The 22,033-nt window shown below is 72.9% G+C and carries 18 protein-coding genes; 13 read left to right on the top strand and 5 right to left on the bottom strand.

The features are described 5' to 3' along the window. Positions 1 to 14: 14 nt before the first annotated feature. Positions 15 to 1,190: a cation:proton antiporter gene (locus BM424_RS22280; RefSeq protein WP_093421446.1), complete on the bottom strand. Its 1,176-nt coding sequence runs from the start codon at positions 1,188 to 1,190 to the stop codon at positions 15 to 17. Positions 1,191 to 1,245: 55 nt separating this feature from the next. Next, entirely contained in the window at positions 1,246 to 1,728 is a 483-nt protein-coding gene (locus tag BM424_RS22285) for a cation:proton antiporter regulatory subunit (protein WP_093421448.1), read from the bottom strand. Positions 1,729 to 1,947: 219 nt separating this feature from the next. Here BM424_RS22285 and cmk point away from each other — a divergent pair, with 219 nt between their 5' ends. The 5 genes from cmk to BM424_RS22310 all read left to right on the top strand — a co-directional run bounded on the left by cmk (position 1,948) and on the right by BM424_RS22310 (position 6,580). Beyond that, positions 1,948 to 2,646 carry a (d)CMP kinase gene (cmk, locus tag BM424_RS22290; protein WP_093421451.1) on the top strand — a complete coding sequence of 233 codons (699 nt, stop codon included), beginning with the start codon at positions 1,948 to 1,950 and terminating at the stop codon, positions 2,644 to 2,646. Then, positions 2,643 to 3,314, top strand: coding sequence for a lysophospholipid acyltransferase family protein (locus tag BM424_RS22295; protein WP_093421453.1), 672 nt, complete (start codon positions 2,643 to 2,645; stop codon positions 3,312 to 3,314). The genes cmk and BM424_RS22295 overlap by 4 nt, the downstream gene beginning before the upstream one ends. Further along, complete coding sequence (der, locus tag BM424_RS22300; protein WP_093421456.1) at positions 3,311 to 4,738, top strand: ribosome biogenesis GTPase Der; 1,428 nt, start codon at positions 3,311 to 3,313, stop codon at positions 4,736 to 4,738. The genes BM424_RS22295 and der overlap by 4 nt, the downstream gene beginning before the upstream one ends. An 82-nt stretch (positions 4,739 to 4,820) precedes the next feature. After that, positions 4,821 to 5,498 (top strand): response regulator, encoded by a 678-nt coding sequence (locus tag BM424_RS22305; protein ID WP_093421458.1) that lies wholly within the window; start codon positions 4,821 to 4,823, stop codon positions 5,496 to 5,498. Next, entirely contained in the window at positions 5,495 to 6,580 is a 1,086-nt protein-coding gene (locus BM424_RS22310; RefSeq protein WP_093421461.1) for a sensor histidine kinase, read from the top strand. Before BM424_RS22305 ends, BM424_RS22310 begins: the two co-directional genes overlap by 4 nt. Here the strand turns inward: BM424_RS22310 and BM424_RS22315 are convergent, their stop codons facing one another. Next, entirely contained in the window at positions 6,581 to 8,659 is a 2,079-nt protein-coding gene (locus BM424_RS22315; protein WP_093421463.1) for a S9 family peptidase, read from the bottom strand. 292 nt (positions 8,660 to 8,951) lie between these two features. On the opposite strand from BM424_RS22315, the gene BM424_RS22320 reads away from it, so the two are divergent. From BM424_RS22320 to BM424_RS22330, 3 genes are read left to right on the top strand one after another with little or no spacing between them, the layout of a single operon-like run. Then, a complete protein-coding gene (locus BM424_RS22320; RefSeq protein WP_093421466.1) occupies positions 8,952 to 9,890 on the top strand; it encodes a glycosyltransferase family 2 protein in 939 nt (312 codons plus the stop codon). Next, positions 9,890 to 12,316, top strand: a complete 2,427-nt coding sequence (locus tag BM424_RS22325) for a GtrA family protein (protein ID WP_093421469.1) — start codon at positions 9,890 to 9,892, stop codon at positions 12,314 to 12,316. The genes BM424_RS22320 and BM424_RS22325 overlap by 1 nt, the downstream gene beginning before the upstream one ends. Further along, positions 12,313 to 13,971, top strand: a complete 1,659-nt coding sequence (locus tag BM424_RS22330) for a PIG-L family deacetylase (protein ID WP_093421471.1) — start codon at positions 12,313 to 12,315, stop codon at positions 13,969 to 13,971. Before BM424_RS22325 ends, BM424_RS22330 begins: the two co-directional genes overlap by 4 nt. Here BM424_RS22330 and BM424_RS22335 read toward each other — a convergent pair. Beyond that, positions 13,968 to 15,311, bottom strand: a complete 1,344-nt coding sequence (locus BM424_RS22335) for an RbtT/DalT/CsbX family MFS transporter (RefSeq protein ID WP_093421474.1) — start codon at positions 15,309 to 15,311, stop codon at positions 13,968 to 13,970. The two genes, BM424_RS22330 and BM424_RS22335, sit on opposite strands and share 4 nt — an antisense overlap. A gap of 308 nt (positions 15,312 to 15,619) precedes the next feature. After that, on the bottom strand, positions 15,620 to 16,408 hold the full coding sequence (locus BM424_RS22340) for a DeoR/GlpR family DNA-binding transcription regulator (protein WP_093421476.1): 789 nt from the start codon (positions 16,406 to 16,408) through the stop codon (positions 15,620 to 15,622). Positions 16,409 to 16,530: 122 nt separating this feature from the next. Between BM424_RS22340 and BM424_RS22345 the strand changes: the two genes are divergently transcribed. The 5 genes from BM424_RS22345 (at position 16,531) to BM424_RS22365 (ending at position 22,031) form a co-directional block, all read left to right on the top strand. Continuing rightward, entirely contained in the window at positions 16,531 to 17,226 is a 696-nt protein-coding gene (locus BM424_RS22345) for an HAD family hydrolase (protein WP_093421478.1), read from the top strand. Between the two features lie 63 nt (positions 17,227 to 17,289). Further along, positions 17,290 to 18,345: a 2-hydroxyacid dehydrogenase gene (locus BM424_RS22350; RefSeq protein WP_093421480.1), complete on the top strand. Its 1,056-nt coding sequence runs from the start codon at positions 17,290 to 17,292 to the stop codon at positions 18,343 to 18,345. Continuing rightward, a complete protein-coding gene (locus BM424_RS22355; protein ID WP_093421483.1) occupies positions 18,342 to 19,802 on the top strand; it encodes an FGGY-family carbohydrate kinase in 1,461 nt (486 codons plus the stop codon). Before BM424_RS22350 ends, BM424_RS22355 begins: the two co-directional genes overlap by 4 nt. Before the next feature lies 1 nt (position 19,803). Next, a complete protein-coding gene (locus BM424_RS22360; protein WP_093421485.1) occupies positions 19,804 to 21,549 on the top strand; it encodes a dihydroxyacetone kinase family protein in 1,746 nt (581 codons plus the stop codon). After that, the gene (locus tag BM424_RS22365; protein WP_093421487.1) at positions 21,546 to 22,031 is read left to right on the top strand and encodes a ribose-5-phosphate isomerase; all 486 of its coding nucleotides are present in this window, start codon (positions 21,546 to 21,548) and stop codon (positions 22,029 to 22,031) included. Before BM424_RS22360 ends, BM424_RS22365 begins: the two co-directional genes overlap by 4 nt. Positions 22,032 to 22,033 lie beyond the last annotated feature (2 nt).

Consider the following 22,033-nt stretch of genomic DNA (forward strand, 5'->3'; position numbering starts at 1 on the left):
GGCTTTCGCGGTTCTCAGGCGGCCTGCGTCCTGCGGGTCAGGACCGCGCGGGCCAGCGGCTCCACGACGCGGGCCGCGACCGGGCCGAGGATCGCCATCAGCAGCACGTAGGCGGTGGACAGGGCGGCCATCTGGCCGTTGACGGCACCGGAGGACACCGCCAGACCGGCGATGACGATGGAGAACTCGCCGCGCGCCACCAGCGCCGCACCCGCGCGCAGCCGGCCCATCCGCGCCACGCCCTGCATGCGGGCCGCGATCCAGCCGGTGAGCACCTTCGTCACGACGGTCAGCACGGCCAGGCCCAGGGCGATCGGCAGCACCGGCGGGATCAGCTCCGGGTCGGTGTTGAGGCCGAAGACGACGAAGAACACCGCGGCGAACAGGTCGCGCAGCGGCTCCAGCATCCGGGTGGCGTTCTGCGCGGTGGACCCGGAGATCGCGATGCCCAGCAGGAACGAGCCGACCGCGGCCGAGACCTGCAGCTCCGAGGCCAGCCCGGCGACCAGCAGCGCGGCGCCGAGCAGGCGCAGCAGGAACACCTCGGGGTCGGGGCTGTCCACGATCGCCGAGACGTACTTGCCGAAGCGCAGCGCGATCACCAGCACGACGGTGATCACCAGCAGCGAGACGCCGACGGCGGTGAGCCCGCCGATGAAGCTCACCCCGGCCAGCAGGGCGGTGAGGATCGGCAGGTAGACGGCCATCGCGAGGTCTTCGAAGACCAGGATCGACAGGATCACCGGTGTCTCGCGGTTACCGAGCCTGCCCAGATCGCCGAGCACCTTGGCGACGATGCCCGACGAGGAGATGTAGGTGACGCCGGCCATCGCCAGCGCCCCGATCGGCCCCCAGCCCAGCGCCAGCGCCACTAAGGCGCCCGGCGCGGCGTTGAGCACGATGTCGATCAGGCCGGCGACCCAGGATCGGCGCAGCCCGGTGACGAGTTCGCCCGCCGAGTACTCCAGGCCCAGCAACAGCAGCAGGAGCACCACGCCGATCTCGGAGGCGATGTGGGTGAACGGCTGGATGCCGTGCAGCGGAATCAGACCGCCGGTGCCGAACGCGACTCCACCCAGCAGGTACAGCGGGATCGGGGATATGCCGATCTTCCACGCGAGCCTCCCGAGGATGCCGAGACCGAAGAACACCGCTCCCAGCTCGATAAGGGAGATCGCCGTGTCGTGCACCGTGTTTCCTCTCGCGTGTTCCCTGCGTATGGAGTTGTGACGGTCGCGATCCGGATCACCCCCTGGTGAGGATCTCCTCGGCCGCGCGCAACCCGTCGGCGGTGCCGACCACGACCACCAGGTCACCGGAGGCGAAGACGAAGTCCGGCCGCGGTGACGGGTGGACGACGCCGTCGCGGACGACCGCGACGATCGACACCGAGGTGCGGGTGCGCATCTCGGTGTCGCCCAGCTCGCGTCCCGCGTAGGGCGACCCGGCGAGCACCGGCAGCTGCCAGGTGGTCACGCCGGTGACCTCCCGCTGCTGCTCGGAGAGCTTCGACACCAGCTGCGGAGCCCCCAGCAGCCCGGCCAGCGTGCTGGTCTCGGTGCTGGTCAGCTCCACCGAGGCGGCGACCTTGTCCGGGTCCTCGTGGTCGGAGACGATCAGCTCGAAGCGGCCGTCCCGGTAGGTGATCACCCCGACGCGGTGACCGGATCCGGTGGTGAAGTCCTGGCGCGTGCCGAGCCCCGGCAGCGGAGTCACAGTTACGTCCACTCTGTCAACTCTAAAGGTCTGGACCCGTATTCCTTGATCCCCCCGTCCTTTTCGTGATCTCGGTCCGGTTCCGGTCCGCAACCGGGTGCGATTCCGACCACCGGGTGACCGCCAGGCAGAATGGATGGTTGATTCCGGCGACCGGCCGGGCCGTGTTGGTGATGCGGTGTTCGTGAAGCGGGGAGGAACGGCGACGTGGCGCAGGCCAGGCTTCGTGGAGTGGTGGCTCTCGACGGACCGTCGGGCACCGGCAAGTCCACGGTGTCGAAGAAGTTGGCGGCGGCGCTCGGCGCGACCTACCTCGACACCGGTGCCATGTACCGCGCGGTGACGCTCGCGGTGCTGCGCGCCGGGGTCGACCCGGCCGACGGCGCCGAGGTGATCCGGGTGGCCCGCGCGGCCGAGCTGAGCATGGGCACCGACCCGCTGGCCCCGGGCGTGCGGCTCGACGGGGCCGAGGTCGAGGGCGAGATCCGGGGACCCGAGGTCACCGGCGCGGTCTCGGCGGTCTCCGCCGTTCCCGAGGTCCGGGAGCTGCTGGTGGCGTTGCAGCGGGAGCTGATCGGCCGGGCGATGACCGAGCCGGGCGGCATGGTCGTCGAGGGTCGCGACATCGGCACCGTCGTGGTGCCCGACGCGGGCCTGAAGGTGTACCTGACGGCCTCCGCCGAGGCGCGGGCCGCGCGCCGCACCGCCCAGGACGCCTCCGACGGGCGGCGCAGCGACCTGCGCACCACGCACGCCGACGTGCAGCGCCGCGACGCCCTGGACTCCGGGCGCAAGGTCGCGCCGCTGCGGCAGGCCGACGACGCCGTCGAGCTCGACAGCACCGACCTCGACATCGACGGCGTCCTCGAACAGCTCACCAAGCTCGTGGAATCGCGCGGGCTCGTGACCGGCGACGGAGGTGCGGCATGAGCGAGCAGCTGCCCGACGGCTCCTGGCCGTGGCTGCACCGGGTCGGCCAGTGGATCTCGCGCGGACCGCTGCGGCTGCCGTTCCGGGTGAAGGTCCACCGCGCCGACCGGGTGCCGCGCACCGGTCCGGTCGTGCTGGTGGCCAACCACAGCTCCCTGCTGGACGGCCCGCTGCTGCTGGGCACGGTGCCGCGCCCGGCGGTGTTCCTGATCAAGCAGGAGATGTTCAAGGGCGCCCTGGGCTGGTTCCTGACCCGCATCGGCCAGATCGGCGTCCGCCGCGGCGAACCCGACCGCACCCCGCTGCTCACGGCCGTGCGCGTGCTCAAGGGCGGCGGGCTGGTCGGGGTGTTCCCCGAGGGCACCCGCGGTTCCGGTGACGTCGACAACGCCGAGCACGGGGCCGCGTGGCTGGCGCGCGCCTCGGGCGCGCAGATCCTGCCGGTCGCCTGCCGGGGCACGCGACGTCCCGAAGGATCGGGCCGTAGGCTGTTACCCAGGATCGACGTGTTGTTCGGGGAGCCGATTTCCCCGGCGGGCGGCAAGGGCCGCGCCGGGCTGGTGGCGGCGACCGACACCGTGCGCACCGAACTGGTCGAGCTGATCGCCGAGTTGGATCGGCTGGTCGCCGACCGGACCATTGACGATGTGAGAGGTAAACGAGCGTGACCGACGAGTCGCTGGAGGGCCTGGACGGCACGTGGTCCGACGAGTCCGAGTGGGCGGAGTTCGACGAGGCCGCCGCCGAGGGCGACGAGGCACCGCCGAAGCCGCAGCCGGTCCTGGCCGTGGTCGGACGCCCCAACGTGGGCAAGTCCACCCTGGTCAACCGGCTTCTGGGACGGCGTGAGGCCGTCGTGCAGGACACTCCGGGCGTGACCCGGGACCGCGTCGCCTACGACGCGCTGTGGAACGGCCGCCGCTTCACGGTGGTCGACACCGGCGGGTGGGAACCCGACGCCAAGGGGCTGCAGAGCGCGGTGGCCGCCCAGGCCGAGATGGCCATGCACACCGCTGACGCGATCGTGCTGGTCGTCGACGCCAAGGTCGGCGCGACCGCCACCGAGGAGGCCGTGGCCCGCGTGCTGCGCCGCTCGAAGCGGCCGGTGATCGTGGTCGCCAACAAGGTCGACGACGAGCGCGGCGTGGCCGACGTGCACTCGCTGTGGTCGCTGGGGCTGGGCGAGCCGATGCCGGTCAGCGGTCTGCACGGGCGCGGCTCGGGCGACCTGCTGGACAAGGTCCTCGAAGCCCTGCCGGAAACCCCGCGTGAGGTCTTCGGCGCCACCGGCGGCCCGCGCCGGGTCGCGCTGGTCGGCAAGCCCAATGTGGGCAAGTCCAGCCTGCTCAACAAGCTCACCGGCGAGGACCGCTCGGTGGTGCACGACGTCGCGGGCACCACCGTGGACCCGGTCGACTCGCTGGTCGAGCTCGACGGCCAGGTGTGGCGGTTCGTCGACACCGCGGGGCTGCGCAAGCGGGTCAAGACCGCCAGCGGCACCGAGTACTACGCGTCGCTGCGCACCAAGGCCGCCATCGAGGCCGCCGAGGTCGCGATCGTGCTCGTCGACGGCTCCGAGCCGATCAGCGAGCAGGACCTGCGGGTGATCACGATGGTGGTCGAGTCGGGTCGCGCGCTGGTGCTGGCCTACAACAAGTGGGACAAGGTCGACGAGGACCGCCGCCACCAGCTGGAGAAGGAGATCGACCGCGAGCTGGTGCGGGTGCGCTGGGCCGAGCGGGTCAACGTCTCCGCGCTGACCGGCCGCTCGGTGGCCAAGCTGGCGCCCCAGCTGCGCACGGCGCTGGACTCCTGGGACACCCGGATCTCCACCGGCCGCCTCAACGGCTGGCTCAACGAGCTCGTCGCCGCCTACCCGCCGCCGGCGCGCGGCGGACGGCAGCCGAAGATCATGTTCGCCACGCAGGCCCAGACCCGGCCGCCGACGATCGTGCTGTTCACCACCGGTTTCCTCGAAGCCGGGTACCGGCGGTTCCTGGAGCGCAAGTTCCGCGAGACGTTCGGTTTCGTCGGCAGCCCGGTGCGGATCTCGGTGCGCGTGCGTGAGCGGAAGGCGAAGGGCAAGCGCTGAACCGGCGGTCCGTGCGCTGCGGGCCGGTGACCGGAGTTAGTCTGCTGGCGACCCTCGGGAAGCAGCGGAGGTGAACCGAGAGGTGGCGGCAACCGACGGCGGTGCGCGGATCCGGGTCGTGCTGGCCGACGACGAGCCGATGCTGCGGCGCGGCCTCAAGGTCCTGCTGGAGAGCGGCGGCACCATCGACGTGGTGGCCGAGGCCGAGGACGGGCGCGGCCTGCTGTCCGAGGTGCGCGCGCACCGCCCGCAGGTCGCCCTGATCGACGTGCAGATGCCGGGCACCGGCGGGCTCGCCGCGCTGCAGGACCTGGCGCGGCTGCCCGAGCCGCCCGCGGCCGCGATGCTGACCACCTTCGACCTCGACGACTACGTCACCGAGGCGCTGCGCTTCGGCGCCCAGGGCTTCCTGCTCAAGGACGCCGAGCCGGAGGTGCTGGTCCGCGCGGTGCACGACCTGGCCGCCGGTGGCGCGGTCCTCGACCCGCGGATCACCGCGCGCCTGCTGCCGAGGCTGCGCACCAGCAGCGAGAACGCCCGCGAGCAGAACCTCGTCAACGCCCTGTCCGGACGTGAGCGGCAGGTGCTGCAGCTGCTCGCCGACGGCCGCTCCAACGCCGACATCGGCAGCCGCCTCGGCCTGACCGAGGCCACCGTCAAGAGCTACGTCTCGACCGTGCTGAGCAAGCTGGGCGCGCAGAACCGGGTGCAGGCCGCGCTGATCGCCCAGCGCGTCTCCGGCGTCGGGGGTGAGCGGTGAAGGGCGTGCACTGGCGGTTCTGGGGCGTGGAGGCCCTGGCCGTCGGGCTGCCCGTGATCGCGGTCCTGGCCGCGCCCGACCCGTTCGGCTACAAGGTCGTCTCCGGCCTGGCCGCGGCGCTGCTGCTGCCGCTGCGGCACCGCTGGCCGCGGCTGGCCGTGCTGCTGTGCATGCCCGCGATGGCCGGTGGCCTGGGCTGGGCGGTGATCCTGGTGGCGATGTTCCGCGTCGCCCGGGTGCACCCGCAGGTGCGCGAGCTGGCCGGGTGGGTGCTGCTGACCTGCGTCGTCGCCGTCGCCCCGGTGCTGCTCACCCAGTCGCTGACGCCGGGCTCGATCCTGCTGACGCTGGCGTTCGTGCTGCTGTCGGCCGGTGCCCCGGCCGCGATCGGGATGCTGGTGGCGCTGCGGGAGCAGCTCGCCGACAGCCTGCGCCGGCTGGCGGCGGCCGGCGAGGTCGCCGCGCAGGCCAAGGCGGAGGTGGCGCGCGCGGAGGAGCGGGCCCGCATCGCCCGCGAGATCCACGACGCCGTCGGCCACCACGTCACGCTCATCGCCGTCGAATCCGCCGCGCTCGGCGCGACCACCTCCGAACCGGCGGTGCGCGAGGCCGCCACCCGGGTGCGCGGGCTGGCCAAGCAGGCGTTGGACGAGATGCGCTCCACCCTCGGTCTGGGGACCGCGCAGGCCGACGGCCAGGCGCGCACGATCTCCGACCTGGTCGGGCAGGCCCGGGCCTCCGGGGTCGAGGTGGAGCTGACCGGGGAGCTGGAGAACCACGAGGTGCCGGGAGCGGTCGAGCGCGCCGCCTACCGGGTCGTGCAGGAAGCGCTGACCAACGCCTCCAAGCACGCGCCCGGCGCCGGGATCAGGGTGAACCTGAGCAACCGGGCCGACGCGCTGCGCATCGAGGTCACCAACGGCGCCCCGGACGGCGCGCGGGAGGCGATCACCGAGCTCTCCGGCGGCGCGGGCCTGGAAGGGCTGTCCGAGCGCATCCGGATGGCCGGCGGCGAGCTCGACGCCGGCCCCTCCGAGGACGGCGGCTTCCACCTCGTCGCCGTCCTGCCGCAGAAGTCCTAGCTAGCGGGCCAGGGACTTCTTCAGGAAGTCGACCTGCATGACCAGCAGGTTCTCGCTGGTGGTCTCGTCGGTGGGCATGTGGCTCACGCCCGCCAGCGGCAGCACCGAGTGCGGGCGGGCCGCCGCCGTCAGCGCCGCCGAGAGCCGCAGTCCGTGGGCCAGCACCACGTTGTCGTCGACCGTGCCGTGCACGATCAGCATCGGGCGCTCCAGCTTCGCGGCGTCGCGCAGCAGCGAGTTCGCCTCGTAGACCTCCGGCGAGGTGTTCGGATCGCCCAGGTAGCGCTCGGTGTAGTGGGTGTCGTAGAGCCGCCAGTCCACGACACCGGCGCCGACGATCGCGGCGTGGAAGACGTCCGGGCGGCGCAGCACCGCCAGTCCGGCCAGGTAGCCGCCGAACGACCAGCCGCGGATCGCGACCCGGTCCAGGTCCAGCTCGGGGTGCTCGGCGGCGGCCGCGTGCAGCGCGTCGACCTGGTCCTGCAGCGGCGGCCCGGCCAGGTCCCCGGCGATCGCGCGGTCCCAGTCCGGTCCGCGCCCCGCCATCCCGCGGCCGTCGGTGACCAGCACCGCGAAGCCCTGGTCGGCGAACCACTGCGAGGTCAGGTAGCCCTGCTGGCGGGCCAGCACCCGCTGGGCGTGCGGGCCGCCGTAGGGGTCGAGCAGCACCGGCAGCGGACCGTCGTCGGGGGAGTAGCCGCTGGGCAGCAGCAGGGCGCTGCGCAGCTCGCGCTCGCCGAGCCGCAGCAGCCGGACGTTGAGGTCCAGGCCGTGCTCCTCGGCGTGGTTGTCGATCTCGGCGATCGTCTCACCGCCCCGGCGCACCACCACCCGGGTGCGCGGCTGGTCCGGGGAACCGGTGGCCACCACCAGCACGTCGCCGCCGCGGGTTCCGGTGTGCACGCCGAACTCGCCGGTCACGCGCTCGTGCCCGGCGGCGGTGACCCGGTACAGGTGCACCTCGGCCGGGTCGTCCTCGGAACCGGAGACCAGCACGTCGTCGGTGCCGATGTCGATGATGCCGCGCACCTGCAGCGGCGCGGAGGTCCACGGCCGGTCGCCCACCACCAGGCGGTAGGCGCCCTCGGCGGCGTCGACGCGCACCAGCTCGCCGGACGGCGTCCACGACGGCCAGCCCGGCTTGATGTCGATCCAGTGCGGGTCGGTGTCCCGGTGGATCTCCTCGGTCGTGCCCGTCTCGGTGTCGACGGCCAGGACCAGCTGGGTGCGCTGGTCCCGGGTCTGCACCGCCAGCAGCGGCCTGCCGTGCGACGACCAGTGCGCGGTGGCCAGGTACGGGTAGGTGTCGCGGTCCCACTCGATCTCCGCGCGGGTGCCGTCGAGCGCGATCGCGTGCAGCGACACCTCGGCGTTGGCGGTCCCGGCGGCGGGGTAGCGGGTGGCGACCGGGACGCGGTCGGGGTGGGCGGGATCGCCCAGGTACCAGTGCCGGACCGGGGACTCGTCGACCCGCGCGACCAGCAGCGACGCGCCGTCCGGGGACCACCAGTAGCCGCGGTGGCGGTCCATCTCCTCGGCCGCGATGAACTCCGCCGCGCCCCAGGTGATGTTCTCGCCGTCCGGCTCGACCAGGGCCCGGTCGCCGGAGCCGTCCGCGGAGATCACCCGCAGCGCGCCACCGGACAGGTAGGCGATGCGGGAACCGTCCGGGCTCGGGCGCGGGTCGGCCACCGGCTGCTGGACCGGCAGCTCGCGGGCGTCGCCGGAGGACACCTCGACGGCGAACAGGCGGCCGGACAGGGTGAACACGACCAGCCCGCCGTCGCGGTCGGTGCTGTAGCCGGTGATGCCGGTGGCCCGCTCCCGGGCGCGTTCCCGGCGGGCCTGCTCCTCGGCGCTCACCTGCTCGCCGGCCTGCAGCGTCGCCGGGTCGACCAGCAGCCGTTCGGTGCCCGTGGTGGTCTCCAGCGACCACAGGGCGGTGGTGCGGTCGGTTCCGCTGGTCGAGCGCAGGAACAGGACGCGCGCACCGCCTCCGACGACGGTGAAGTTACGAGGCGCGCCCAGGCTGAAGCCCTGCGTGCGCGCGCTCCGGCGAGGAAACGATGCGGACGACATGCGAACCAGCCTGCCATCACGCACACCCCGATGCCGCACCAGGTCGCTTCTCGCCACGACCGGATTCCAGCGGAAGTCGGGCCTCCGATTTCCAGGGAAATCCGGTCGCCGATTTCCGGTGAAATCGGGAACCTCGCGGCGGATTTCGCACCGGGACGGGGGATTCGCCGGTGTGTTGGGAGGGGGTGCCGAGCGGGACGGCGGGCAGGGTTTCGGTGATCTCGCAAGGCCCGCAGCGGATTCCGGTTCTCCGCGCGGCGGGCGTCGGCCCCGGAACGGATGAGAACTGCCCATGTACCTGTCGATGGTGGTGCCGTGCTTCAACGAGGAGCACGGAGTGCAGCGGCTGCACGACGCGCTGGTGGCGGCGCTGTCCGGCGCGACCCAGGACTACGAGGTGATCCTGGTCGACGACGGCAGCACCGACCGCACCCTGGACGAGGCGCGGCGCCTCAACGAGCACGACCCCCGGTTCCGGTACGTGTCGCTGAGCCGCAACTTCGGCAAGGAAGCGGCGATGCTGTGCGGGCTCCGGCACGCGCGCGGCGACCGCGTCGCGCTGCTCGACGCCGACCTGCAGCACCCACCGGCGCTGCTGCCGCGGATGCTGGTGCTGCTCGACACCGGCTACGACCAGGTCGTGGCCCGGCGCAGCCGCTCCGGCGACCGGGCCTGGCGGACCGCGCTGTCGCGCGCCTACTACCGGCTCGCGCGGCGGTGCCTGGACGTGCGGGTGCAGGACGGTGCCGGGGACTTCCGGGTGCTGTCGCGTCGCGCGGTCGACGCGCTGCTGTCGCTGCCCGAGCAGCACCGCTTCTCCAAGGGCCTGTTCGCCTGGATCGGCTTCGACACCGGCTGCGTCACCTACCGCAACGTGCCCCGGGAGACCGGGGACTCGCGGTGGCGGCCGTCTGCGTTGGTCGATCACGGCGTCGACGGGCTGACCTCGTTCAACGACCACCCGCTGCGCCCGGCGCTCTACCTCGGCCCGCTCGTGTTCGGTCTCGGCTGCGCCGCTGCCGCGATCGTCGGCTCCCCGCAGCGCTGGGCCGCGGCGCTGCTCGGGTGCGCCGGGATCGAGATGTTCCTGCTCGGCGTGCTGGGCGAGTACGTCGGGCGCACCTGCGCCGAGGTCCGGCAGCGGCCGCACTACCTGGTCAAGGAGTCCAGCCCGGCACCGGTCGAGCTGCGCGCGGCGGAGCCGGTGCCGGGACCGGGGCTGGTGTCGTGATGCGGCGGATCGAGGACTCGCAGCTGTGCCGGTTCGCGCTGGTGGGCGGCGCGAACACCGCCGTGCACTGGGCGGCGTACCTGGGGTTGTGGCTGCTGCTGCCGTACCTGCTGGCGCACGTGCTGGCCACGGCGGTCGCGACGCTGTGCTCCTACGCGCTGCACTGCCGCTTCACCTTCCGGGTGCCGCCGACCGGGCGGTCGCTGCTGCTGTTCCCGCTGACGAGCCTGGCGCTGCTGGTGGTGAGCACGGCCGCGGTGGCGCTGGCGGTCAGCGTCTACGGGATCGACCCGAGGCTGGCGCCGCTGGTGGGCTTCGCGCTGGTGCCGGTGACCTTCCTGGCCAGTCGCGCCGCCCTCACCCGGGGCGAGATCGGCGAGTGGCGGGGCGCGGCCGGGGTGGCGCTGGCCACCGCCGCGCTGGGGACGGTGCCGCTGCTGGTGAACCCGTCGTTCTACTTCACCGACGACAGCGCGGCGCAGTTCCTGCCGATGTGGCACCGGCTCGGCGAGCGGCTGCTGGCCGGGCAGTGGTCGCTGGGCCTGGAACCGGACTCGTGGATGGGCGGCAACCTCGCCGCCGAATCGCTGTTCGGCATCTGGAACCCGGTGCACCTGCTGGACTACGTCCTCGTCGCCCTCATCGGCGACCTGGCGGTGGCCGCGGCGGTGGTGAAGATCCAGTTCCTGGTGCTGCTGGCGGTCGGCACCTTCCTGCTGTGCCGCGGGTGTGGAGCGAAACCCGCTGCGGCGTCGGCGATGTCGGTGGCGCTGCCGGTGTCGGGGTTCGTGCTGTACTTCGAGGCGGCCAGCTGGGCCGGCGGGCTGATGGGGCTGGCGTGGGTGCCCTGGGCCTGGTGGGCGCTGCGCCGCCACGTCGCCGAGGGCGCGCCCGCGCTGCTGCCGTTCGCGCTGTGCTACCTGTGCGTCTCGGCGGGCGATCCGTACGCGCTGCTGGCGTTGTGCCTGGTGTTCGCGGGCTGGGCGGTCGAGTTCGGGCCGCGCCGGCTGCTCGGGATCGGGGTCGCGGTGGCCGCGTGCCTGCCGCTGGTGTTCTGGCCCGTGCTGGCGACCTCGTCGGTGGGGTGGCGGTCGGGCCGGGAGCTGTTCAACTCCGGACTGCTGGTGCCCGGCGTCGGGGACCTGCTCAACGCCAGCACCCCGGGGTTCCTGCCGCAGATCCTGTCCTTCGGCGACTACCGGATGACGGTCCCGGCGACGTTCCTGGCGTGGTTCGCGGTGCCGCTGCTGCCCTGGCTGGACTGGCGCGCGGTGTCGTGGCGGCGGTGCCGGACCGCGCTCGTGGTGGCCTGCTGCTCGGCGCTGCTGTGCCTCGGCCCGTCGAACGTGTGGATGTTCCGGTGGCCGCTGCGGCACGTCGCGCTGCTGCACCTGGCGCTCGCGGTGCTGCTGGCGGTCGCGCTGTCGGCCGGGGCGCGCCGGGACCGGGTGCGGGCGCGCGCGGCGGCCTCCGGTGCGCTGCTGCTGGTGGGCGGCTACCTCGCGGTCGCGGCCTGGCCGGCGCAGGCGCCCAAGCACGTGATCGGGCTGGTGCTGGTCGCGGGCCTGCTGGTGTGCGCGCTGCGGACGCGGCTGTTCGTGGTGCTGCACCTGGGAACCGCGCTGGTGCTGGGGTTGCAGCTGCTGTGGTTCCCGGTCAACGCCGACGTCGCCGACTACCGCTTCCCGACCGACGTCGCTGCCCTGCGCGCGCAGCACGGCGCGTCGCGCGGGGGAACGGTCGTGCAGATCGCCGCCCGCGAGGCGATACCGCCCGAGCGCATCGCCGACCGCAGCGCGTGGTCGGAACTGCTGCTGGGCAACATGCCCGCCGCCGCGGGAGTGCCGAGCCTGGTGTCCTACACCGGGATCGGGCACGAGGCGCTGCACCGGACGTTGTGCCTCAACTACTTCGGCGCCACCTGCCCGCAGGCCTACGACCGGCTGTGGGGCCCGGACCGGCTGGCCGACCAGCTCAAGGCCACCCGCGTCGTGGTGCAGCGACGGCTGCGGGAGGTGACCGAGGCGCCACCGGGCTGGCGCGTGTCGCACCGGGACGCCGACGTCGTCGTGCTCGCCCGCACGACACCGGTGCCGTGGCCGCACGGCCGGGTCAGCACCGCGCGCGGGGTGCGGGTGATCGACGACGCGCAGCGCGGGGCGCGCGGCGAGACCGTGCGCTTCACCGGTCACGGCGAGCTGGTGTTCGCGCGGCTGTTCTGGCCCGGCTACCGGGCCACCGTGGACGGCCGGCCGGTTCCGGTCTCGGCGACCGACGCCGGGCTGCTGACCGTGCGGATCCCCCGGGACGTCGACGGCGGGGTGCTGTCGGTGACGTGGGCGCCGCCGGGTGTGCGCGTCGGATTGCTGCTGGTCGCCACCGGGGCCCTGACGGCGCTGGTGCTGTCGCGGAGGTGGGGACGATGAGGGCGGTCGTCGCGCTGCTGGCGATTCTGCTGGCGCTGGTCTCACCCGGCGTCGCCGCGGCGGGACCGCGACCGTCGCACCTGCAGGTCGTGGCGCACCCCGACGACGACATGCTGTTCATGAGCCCGGACGTGGCCCTGGCGCTGCGCTCCCGCGCCCGGGTGACGACCGTGTTCCTCACGGCGGGGGAGAGCGACGTGCGCCCGCCCGCCGACTACGCCGCGAGCAGGCAGGCGGGCACCCGGGCCGCGTTCGCCGCGATGGCCGGTGCCGCCGACGACTGGACCCGCTCGGCGCTGGACCTGCCCGGCGGGCGGCGGGCCGAGCTGCAGCGGCTCCGCGAGCGGCCCGAGGTCGCGCTGGTGTTCCTCGCCCTGCCTGACGACAACGACCCCGACTCGCGGCACGCCCTGAGCAGGCTCTGGCGGGATCCCGCCCACCACGTGCCCACGGTTCCCGCCACCGGCTCCGTCGTACCCGCGACCGCGCACGACCGGGATTCGGTGATCGCCGCGCTGCGCCGGATCGTCGCCGAGTTCGCGCCGACGCTCGTGCGCACCCAGGACCCGCGCCCCGACCCGCGCTACCAGGGGCAGTGGGGTGCCGCCCACGACCACCCCGATCACGTCGCGACCGCGCGGTTCACCGAAACCGCGCTGCGCGGAACGGATCTCCCGCTGCTGCACTACCGCGACTACAACGTCGCCGACGCCCCGCCGAACCTCCCGGAGCGGGTCGTGGCCGCCAAGCGAGCCGTGTTCGCCCGCTACGCCGAGCACGACCCGCAGGTCAGTCTCGACGCGCCCTACGACGCGTGGCTGGCCTCGATGCGCCTGCGCCGGCCGTGGGGAACCCGGTGGGCCACCACCGATCAGCAGGTGCACGTGCGCGGAAACCGGCTCGTCCGCACCGATTCCGGAGTCGAGTCCGTTGTGGACACACCGGGGTTCGTGCCGCGCGAGGGCTCGGTGAGCTTCGCCGGTCCGGACCGGTTCGTGGTGCAGGAACGCGACAACGGCGCGGTGTGGCTGCGGGACGGCGACCGGTGGCTCCCGCTCGGCGCACCACCGCCACGGGAACCGGGAGTGGACCTCGGGCCGCCCTCGGCGGTGCCGGTCGGCGACCACGTCCTCGTCGCCGTCCGCGACCGGGGTGGGGGAGTGAGCGTGCGCGACGCGGGAGGGTGGTGCCGGCTCGGCGGAACCGACGTCGCCGACGAGGTGTCCGCGGTCCTCGACGGCAGCGGCGAGGTCCACGTGCTGGCGGCCTCGCGATCCGGGCTGCGGCACTGGCGGCTCACCGCGTCCGGCTGCGGGCAGCCGCTCGCCTCGAACGAGCACCCCGTCGGCGGCATCGCCGTGACCAGGGGGTACGCGGCCTTCCGGGACTCGCGGGGTGATCTGGTGGTGCTGGCCGAGCAAGCCGGCTGGCGGCGCGTCCGGACCGTCGACGCCGAGGCGATCTCCGACCCCGCGATCGCGCCCGGGCCGGTGCTCGCGATCCGCAACGCCGACGGGCTCCTGGAGATCATCCGGCCGGACGGCGGCAGAACCGAGCTCGGGCCCGTCGCGGGACCACCCGCGCTGACCCCGGACGGCGATCAGGCCGCCGCCCTCGCGGACGACGGCCTGATCAGGACCTTCGAAGTGGATTAGGCGGACGCCCCGGCGGTCTCGGGCGCACCGGAGCGGGACGCGCGGTGCTCGCCGGGGTCGCTGTCGTCCTTCATCCGCAACGACAGCAAGCCCACCGCCAGGTACATCAGGCAGAACACGATCGCCGCGCCACCACCGCCGACCAGCGGGTACAGCACCGTCACCACGACCGGGCCGACGAACGCCGCGCCGCCCGCACCGAAGTTCAGCACCGCCAGCGCCGAACCCTTGTCCTTGGCGGCCACCATCGACGGCATCAGCGCCGACAACGGCACGAACCCGGCCAGCACGAAGCCGTAGAGCACGCCGAACGTCGCCGCCACGGCGAAGCTCTGCGAGGCCATCGAGCTGAAGTACCACAGCGGCGTCGCGATCGCGCAGCCCACGCACCCGAACCAGGTCACCGTGCGGCGCCAGCCGAAGCGGTCGCCGAACACGCCGAAGAACAGGTTCGCCGCGATGTTCGCGCCGTAGGCGATCGACGCCAGCGACGCCACCTGCGCCGCCGTCAGGAACCCGCCGCCCGGGGCCGCCGGGCCGAAGGTGAACGGGAACATCGCGAAGAACCCGTACTGCGGCGCCGTGTTCACGATGCGGATCAAACCGCCCGCCAGCACCCGGCGATCCCGCCACAGGATGTCCACGCCCTCCGCCAGGCGCTTGAGGCTGCGCGGGTTCTCCACCGTCTCATCCGCGATCGGCCGAAGCCCGTGCTCCTCGCGCACCGCGAACGAACCCAGCAGCACACCGACCGTCACCACGACCAGCGACAGCACCAGGGTCTGGTAGTCGTTCAGCCCGAACACGCCGATCGACAGGGCCGCCAGCGCGGCGCCCAGCGTCGGCAGACCACCCGTGAAGGCGAACCAGAACCAGCCCGCCACCGAACCGCGCATCTTCGTCGGGCTCGCCACCTGCGCCCACGCCAGGAACGAGAACGCGAACAGCGGGTAGGCCAAGCCGCGGACGCCGTAGGTGGCGACGATGAACACCGCGTTGTGCGACGGCAGCGCCGCGAACAGGAACAGGCACTCGAAGCCGACCCACCACGCGCCGCCCAGCCACATCACCCGGCGCGGACCCCAGATCGCCGAGAGCGTCCCGGAGAACCACGCCGCGATCATGGCCGCGACGCCGTAGAGCGTGACCGTCGCGAACGAGGCCACCGCGCCCGGCAGCGCTCCGCCCTCGGGTTGCTGCAGGTAGTCGGACAGGAACGTGGTCTCCACGCCGTCGCCGATCATGAAGATGAGGACGGCTACGAAGCCCCAGAAGAGCTGTCTCGGGATGCCGATGCGGTCCAGGAACCCCGGGGCCCCGGTCGCGGACGTTTGGGACATCACTGTCTCCAACGGGTCGTGTCTACCAACGAATGTCGGACATCATGCACCCTGTTGAAGTTAACGCACAAGGTGTGAATTTGGTTCTGTCCACTGACACTACTCTGTGGTCCCTTTGCTTGGCGGTGCCAGAAGCGGAACCTGACACGCCTTCTGGCTCCGGGATCCGAGGCTTATGTATGCCAATACACGGCGCGTCGGCTGTCCTCCCCAGAAGACGTGTCAGAACCCGCGGCGGTGCAAGCGTCTTAGGTGGGGTAGTGAGGAACCGGCTTCGCCGGTTGCCTGACGTGCTCGGGTTGCTGTCGTCAGTGCGCCTTGGTCATGTGGACTTCGGCTTCTTCTCGCATCTCCTCGACCAGGGCTTCGTCGAGGTCTCCGGCCAGCAGGACGTGGTCGAAGTGGCTGACCGGGGCGAGCTGGTGCAGGGCCGAGCGGGCGACCTTGCTGGCGTCCATCATCAGGACCTTCGTGGTGGCGCTGCCCATCATCGCGCGCTTGACCAGGACGATCTCCTGCTCCTGGTGGTAGGTCAGGCGGGCGTTCATGGCCGAGGTGGACAGGAACACGATGTCCACCGAGAACGTCGAGATCATCTCCTGGCACGGCAGGCCCAGGTAGGAGTCGTGGGTGCGGGAGTACTCGCCGCCCAGTCCGATCAGCCGGATGTCGGGCACGTCGCGCAGGGTCTCCTGGACCTGCCGGTAGTTGCTGACCACCGTCAGCGGGCCCACCTCGGGCAGCAGCCTGGCCAGCGCGAGCGCCGTCGTGGAGTCGTCGAGCATCACCGACATGCCCGGCGTGATGAACCGCAGCGCGTCCTGGGCCAGCGCCTCCTTCTCGGCGGTGTGGGTGTGCAGCCGGAAGTCCGAACTGGACTCGAACACCGTCGAGGGCTGGGCCGAGACCCCGCCGTGGTACTTGCGCAGCAGGCCCCGCGTCGCCAGGTCGTCGAGGTCGCGGTGCACCGTCATCAGGCTGACCCCGGTCAGCGAGGACAGCTCCGCGGCGCTGGCGAAGCCCTGCGCGAGGACGTGGTCGACGATCCTCTGCTGCCGCTGGAGTCGGGGGGACTGCTTCTTCGGTGCGGACGACATGCGGACATCTTGCCTCGTCGAGCGTCCGATGTGATGGAGACCCGCCGGACTATCACTGGACTAGTGACAGTTAACGATCCGAGTGTTAATTTGGCTCCACCAGTGATTGGTGGGAGGTACGGATGACCCAGCCGGATCGGCCGAACGGCGCTCATCGCGCGGTCGTGTTCGACATGGACGGCGTCCTGGTCGAGAGCGAGCACCTGTGGGAGCGGATGTGGACCCGCTTCGCCGCGGCTCGCGGCCGCAGCTGGACGGGGGAGCAGACCCGGCAGGTCCAGGGCATGAGCGCACCCGAGTGGGCCGCGTTCCTCGCCGAGTTCAGCCGGGCCGCCGAATCCGCCGCCGACACCGAGCGGATCGTCGTCGACGACATGATCACCGCTCTCGACGGCGGTGAGATCGAGCTGCTGCCCGGCGCCGAGAAGATGGTCACCGACGTCGCCGCCCGCGCACCCATCGCGCTGGCCTCCTCCGCCCCGCGACGGCTCATCGACGCCGTCCTCGACCGGCACGGGCTCACCCCGCACTTCTCGGCGACCGTGTCCAGCGCCGAGGTGCCGCGCGGCAAACCCAGCCCCGACGTCTACCTGGCCGCCGCCGACAAGCTCGGCCACGACCCGGCGCAGTGCCTCGCGGTCGAGGACTCCAGCAACGGGTTGCGCGCGGCTGCCCGGGCGGGCATGACGGTCGTGGCGATCCCCAACGGCGACTACCCGCCGGCCGAGGACGCGCTCGCCGGAGCCGCCCACATCGCCACCGACCTCGACGACGTGCGGCTGCGGTTGGTCGGATCGCTGCCCCAACCCCCGAGCTGACCCGACAGAGCCGAATCCCCGGCTCGTGGAGCCGATGCACCTCGCGACAAAGGAGTCCAGGAGATGACGAGCGTTCTGGCCGCCGGTGACCACTTCGTGCATCCCGAGGTGTTCGTCGACGCCCTGCGCCGCGCGAGCGCGCGCGAACTGCGCTTCGACACGCTGAAGCTGCCGTGGCCGGTGGAGCCCTTCGGCCCCGTCGGGAATGTGCAGGAGGCCAGCGGCACCGAGCAGCAGCTGCTCGACGCCCTCGGCGACCACGAGATTGTCGCCACCCAGATGGCGCCGTTCACCGGCGACGTCCTCGCCGCGGCGAAGAACCTGAAGTTCGTCGGGGTGTGCCGGGGCGGCCCGGTCAACGTCGACCTGCAGGCGGCCACCGACAACGGCGTCATCGTCAGCTACGCCCCCGGCCGCAACGCCGCCGCGGCGGCCGAGTTCGCCGTCGGCCTGATGCTCGCCGCGTTGCGCCGGATCCCCGGTTCGGACGCCGAGCTCAAGGACGGCAACTGGCGCGGCGACTACTACGCCTACGAGAACGCCGGCATCGAGCTCGAAGGCTCCACCGTCGGGCTCGTCGGCTACGGCGCGATCGGCCGCATCGTCGCCCGCGTGCTGCGCGCCTTCGGCGCCACCGTGCTGGTCGCCGACCCGTTCGCGGACCCGATCCAGGCCGCGGGCGAGGGTGTCGAGCTCGTCGAGCTGGAGGCGCTGCTGCGGCGCAGCTCGGTGGTGAGCCTGCACGCCCGGCTCACCCCGGAGACCCGCAACCTGCTCAACGCCGAGAACCTCAAGCTGCTGCCCGAAGGCGCGGTGCTGGTCAACTCCGCGCGCGGCGGTCTGCTCGACTACGCCCCGCTGCCGGACCTGCTGCGCAGCGGCCGGCTCGGCGCGCTGGCCGTCGACGTCTACGACATCGAACCGCCGCCGCGCGACTGGCCGCTGTTCGACGCGCCCAACGTGATCACCACCCCGCACCTGGCCGGGGCCACCCGGCAGACCGCGCACCGGGCCGCCGAGATCGTCGCCGGCGAGGTCGGCCGCTTCCTGGAAGGGCGGCGACCGCGGTTCGTGGCCAACCCCGACGTGCTCGCCCGGTACGAGGACCTGCAGCCATGATCATCGGAGTCGACGTCGGCACCTCGGTGACCAAGGCATCGCTGCTGGGCCGCGACGGGTCGGCGAAGCTGACCCGCAGCGTGCGCTCCACCCTGCACCGGCCCGCGCCCGGACTGGTGGAGCAGGACCTCGACGAGGTCGTCGACTCGGTCGTGCAGGTCGTGCGCCAGGTCGCCGCCGCGGCCACCGAACCCGTGCAGGCGCTGGCCATCACCGGTCAGGGCGACGGGCTGTGGCTGCGCGACGAGCGGGGTCGCGGCGTCGGCCGCGCCATCTCCTGGCTCGACGCCCGCGCGGCCGGAACGCTGCGCGCCTGGGAAGCCTCCGGGGTGCAGCGGAAGGTCTACGCGCTCACCGGTTCCGGGATGTTCCCCGGCTCGGCCGGACCGCTGCTGGCGCACCTGGCCCAGCACGAACCCGAGCGCCTGGAGCGCGCCGCCGTCGCCGGGTACTGCGTGGACGCGATCGTGCAGCGCTTCACCGGCGAGATCGCGGTGGACGCCTCCGACGCCTCGCTGCCGTTCCTGGACGTGCCCGCGCGGGAGTACTCCGACACCGCGCTCGACGTCTGCGGGATCTCCGAGCACCGCCGGCTGCTGGCCGAGACCACGCCGGTGGGCGAGCTGTTCGCGCTCACCGGCGAGGCCGCCGCCGAACTCGGCCTGCCGTCCGGGCTCCCGGTGTCGGCCGGTCCGTTCGACCTGCCCGCCTGCGCCTTCGGCTCCGGCGTGAGCGAGGTCGGCGACGGCAGCCTGGTGATCGGCACGACCCTGGGCTGCCAGGTGCTGCGCGACGAGGTCGTCATCGACCCGCACGGCGAACCCGCCGGGATGTGGCTGGCCACGCCGCTGCCGCAGCACTATCTGCGGGTGATGCCCGCGATGGTCGGCACCGCCAACCTCGACTGGGTGCTGGCCACCACCGGTTCCGGCGTCGAGCAGCTGGAAACCCTGCTCGCGCAGAGCGAACCGGGCGCGGGAGGGGTGTCGGCGCTGTCGTTCCTGTCGTCGTCGGGCGAGCGCGCGCCGTTCGTCGACTCGCGGGCGCGCGGGCAGTTCACCGGCCTGTCGCTGGAGACCACCCCGGCCGACCTGGTGCGCGCGATGTGCGAGGCCGTCGCCTACGCCGCGCGGCACAACCTGGAGAGCGCCGGGCTCTCCGGCGCGGTCGCGGCCTGCGGCGGCGGTGCCCGATCGCAGGCGTGGAGCCAGATCTTCGCCGACGTCCTCGGCCGCGCGCTGCACGTCCCGCACGAGGAGGGGGTCGGTGCCCGGGGCGCGGCGATGACCGCCTGGGACGCGCTCGGCGAACCCGTCGACCGCGAGCGGTGGGCCGCCGATCGCCGGGTCGTGCGACCCGATCCGCGAGCCGTGGAGTTCTACGACCGCGGCTACCGCGACTACCTGACCGCCATCGAACGCGCCCGGCCGCACTGGGCGCCCGTCGAGGAGGCCTGACGTGACGCGCTTGTACGACGATCCGGCCACGTTCACCGAGGACATGGTCACCGGGTTCGTGGCCGCCCACCCCGGCCACGTGCGCCGCGTGCCCGGGGGCGTGGTGCGCTCCCGCCCGGCCCGCGCGGGCAAGGTCGCCGTGGTCACCGGCGGCGGTTCCGGGCACTACCCGGCGTTCTGCGGCGTGGTCGGGCCCGGCTTCGCCGACGGAGCGGTGATCGGCAACATCTTCACCTCGCCGTCGGCCGCCGACGCCTGCTCGGTGGGGCGTGCCGCCGACCGCGGCGCCGGGGTGATCTTCTCCTTCGGCAACTACGCCGGCGACAACATGAACTTCGGGCTGGCGGTGGAACGCCTGCAGCGCGAGGGGATTCGCGCGCACAACGTGGTCGTCACCGACGACGTGGCCAGCGCACCCGCCGAGGAGAGCGGCAAGCGGCGCGGCGTGGTGGGCGACTTCGTGGTGTTCAAGGTCGCCGCCGCGGCCGCCGAGGAGGGCTACGACTTCGACGAGGTGGTGCGCGTGGCCGAGCACGCCAACGCGCGCACCCGCAGCCTCGGCGTGGCCTTCGACGGCTGCACGCTGCCCGGCCAGGACCACCCGCTGTTCGAGGTCGCCGAGGGCCGGATGGGCCTCGGCCTGGGCATCCACGGCGAGCCCGGCGTGTCGGAGAGCGCCATGCCCTCGGCGTCGGAGCTGGCGAAGACGCTGGTCGACGGGCTGCTGGCGGAGGCCCCGGCCGAAGGCGGCCGGGTCACGGCGATCCTCAACGGGCTCGGCGCCACCAAGTACGAGGAGCTGTTCGTGGTGTGGGGCACCGCGTCCCGGCTGCTGGCCGAGGCCGGTGTCGAGGTCGTCGCCCCCGAGGTCGGGGAGCTGGTGACCAGCCTGGACATGGCCGGGTGCTCGCTGACCCTGACCTGGCTGGACGAGGAGCTCGAACGCCTCTGGCTCGCTCCCGCCGACACCCCGGCCTACCGCAGGGGAACCGTCGCACCGTCCACATCGGACGTCGAGGTCGACGAGCCGGTGGTGCCCGAACCGGAGGTCGTGGTCGCCCCGGAAGCCGGGCAGGCCACCTCCGCCGAGGTCGTCGGCGCGCTGTACGCGATCGCGGACCTGTTGCGGGACAACGAGGACGAGCTCGGAAGGCTCGACGCCATCGCGGGCGACGGCGACCACGGGCGCGGCATGACGCGGGGCAGCGCCGCCGCGGTCCAGGCGGCCGAGAGCGCCGCGGCCGACGGGGTGGGCCCCGCCGCGGTGCTGCTCGCGGCCGGTGACGAGTGGGCGTCGAAGGCCGGCGGGACCTCCGGGGTGCTGTGGGGAGCGGCGCTGCGGTCCTTCGGCGACCTGCTGCCCGACGACCGCCCCGTCACCGCGTCCGACCTGGCCGCCGGTGCCGAGGCGGCGCTGGCGGCGGTCCAGCGGCTCGGGCGGGCCGAGCTCGGCGACAAGACCCTGGTCGACGCCTTGGCGCCGTTCGCGGACGAGCTCCGCGGCGCGGTCGACGAGGGATGCGGGGGAGCCGTGGCGTGGCGGCGCGCGGCGGCGGTGGCGACCAAGGCGGCCGCCGCCACCGCGGACCTGCGACCCCGCACCGGGCGGGCCAGACCGCTGGCCGAACGCAGCGTCGGCACACCGGACCCGGGCGCGACGTCGCTGGCGCTCGTGCTGACCCGGCTCGCAGAACTGCTCGATGACGCGACGTGCGCGGCGGACACCGAAGGGGGAGAACACCAGTGAGCAGCACGAATGATCGGTCGCTGCGGATCGTCGTCGGCTCCGACGACGCCGGGCTGGACTACAAGAACGCGCTCAAGCGCGATCTGGAGAAGGACTCGCGGGTCGATTCCGTCGTCGACGTCGGCGTCGGCACCGACGAGCACACCGCCTACCCGCACGTGGCGGTCCAGGCCGCCCGGTTGGTCGCCGAGGGGTCGGCCGACCGGGCGCTGCTGGTGTGCGGAACCGGGCTCGGCGTGGCCATCAGCGCCAACAAGGTGCCCGGCATCCGCGCGGTCACCGCGCACGACAGCTACTCGGTGGAGCGGTCCGTGCTCAGCAACAACGCCCAGGTGCTGTGCTTCGGGCAGCGGGTGATCGGCCTCGAACTGGCCCGCAAGCTCGCCGGCGAGTGGCTCGACTACCGTTTCGACACGACGTCGGCCTCGGCTGACAAGGTCGCGGCGATCGACGGGTACGAGGGCACGGGTGTGGCCTGTTGAAC

The organism is Saccharopolyspora flava, from assembly GCF_900116135.1.
Lineage (GTDB): Bacteria > Actinomycetota > Actinomycetes > Mycobacteriales > Pseudonocardiaceae > Saccharopolyspora > Saccharopolyspora flava.

What these genes read in the sequence shown, in the direction of transcription:
- BM424_RS22295 (WP_093421453.1), top strand. Translation starts at nt 2,643, where the DNA reads ATGAGCGAGCAGCTGCCCGACGGCTCCTGGCCGTGGCTGCACCGGGTC.
- BM424_RS22315 (WP_093421463.1), bottom strand. Translation starts at nt 8,659, where the DNA reads ATGTCGTCCGCATCGTTTCCTCGCCGGAGCGCGCGCACGCAGGGCTTC.
- BM424_RS22320 (WP_093421466.1), top strand. Translation starts at nt 8,952, where the DNA reads ATGTACCTGTCGATGGTGGTGCCGTGCTTCAACGAGGAGCACGGAGTG.
- BM424_RS22325 (WP_093421469.1), top strand. Translation starts at nt 9,890, where the DNA reads ATGCGGCGGATCGAGGACTCGCAGCTGTGCCGGTTCGCGCTGGTGGGC.
- BM424_RS22330 (WP_093421471.1), top strand. Translation starts at nt 12,313, where the DNA reads ATGAGGGCGGTCGTCGCGCTGCTGGCGATTCTGCTGGCGCTGGTCTCA.
- BM424_RS22335 (WP_093421474.1), bottom strand. Translation starts at nt 15,311, where the DNA reads ATGTCCCAAACGTCCGCGACCGGGGCCCCGGGGTTCCTGGACCGCATC.
- BM424_RS22340 (WP_093421476.1), bottom strand. Translation starts at nt 16,408, where the DNA reads ATGTCGTCCGCACCGAAGAAGCAGTCCCCCCGACTCCAGCGGCAGCAG.
- BM424_RS22345 (WP_093421478.1), top strand. Translation starts at nt 16,531, where the DNA reads ATGACCCAGCCGGATCGGCCGAACGGCGCTCATCGCGCGGTCGTGTTC.
- BM424_RS22350 (WP_093421480.1), top strand. Translation starts at nt 17,290, where the DNA reads ATGACGAGCGTTCTGGCCGCCGGTGACCACTTCGTGCATCCCGAGGTG.
- BM424_RS22355 (WP_093421483.1), top strand. Translation starts at nt 18,342, where the DNA reads ATGATCATCGGAGTCGACGTCGGCACCTCGGTGACCAAGGCATCGCTG.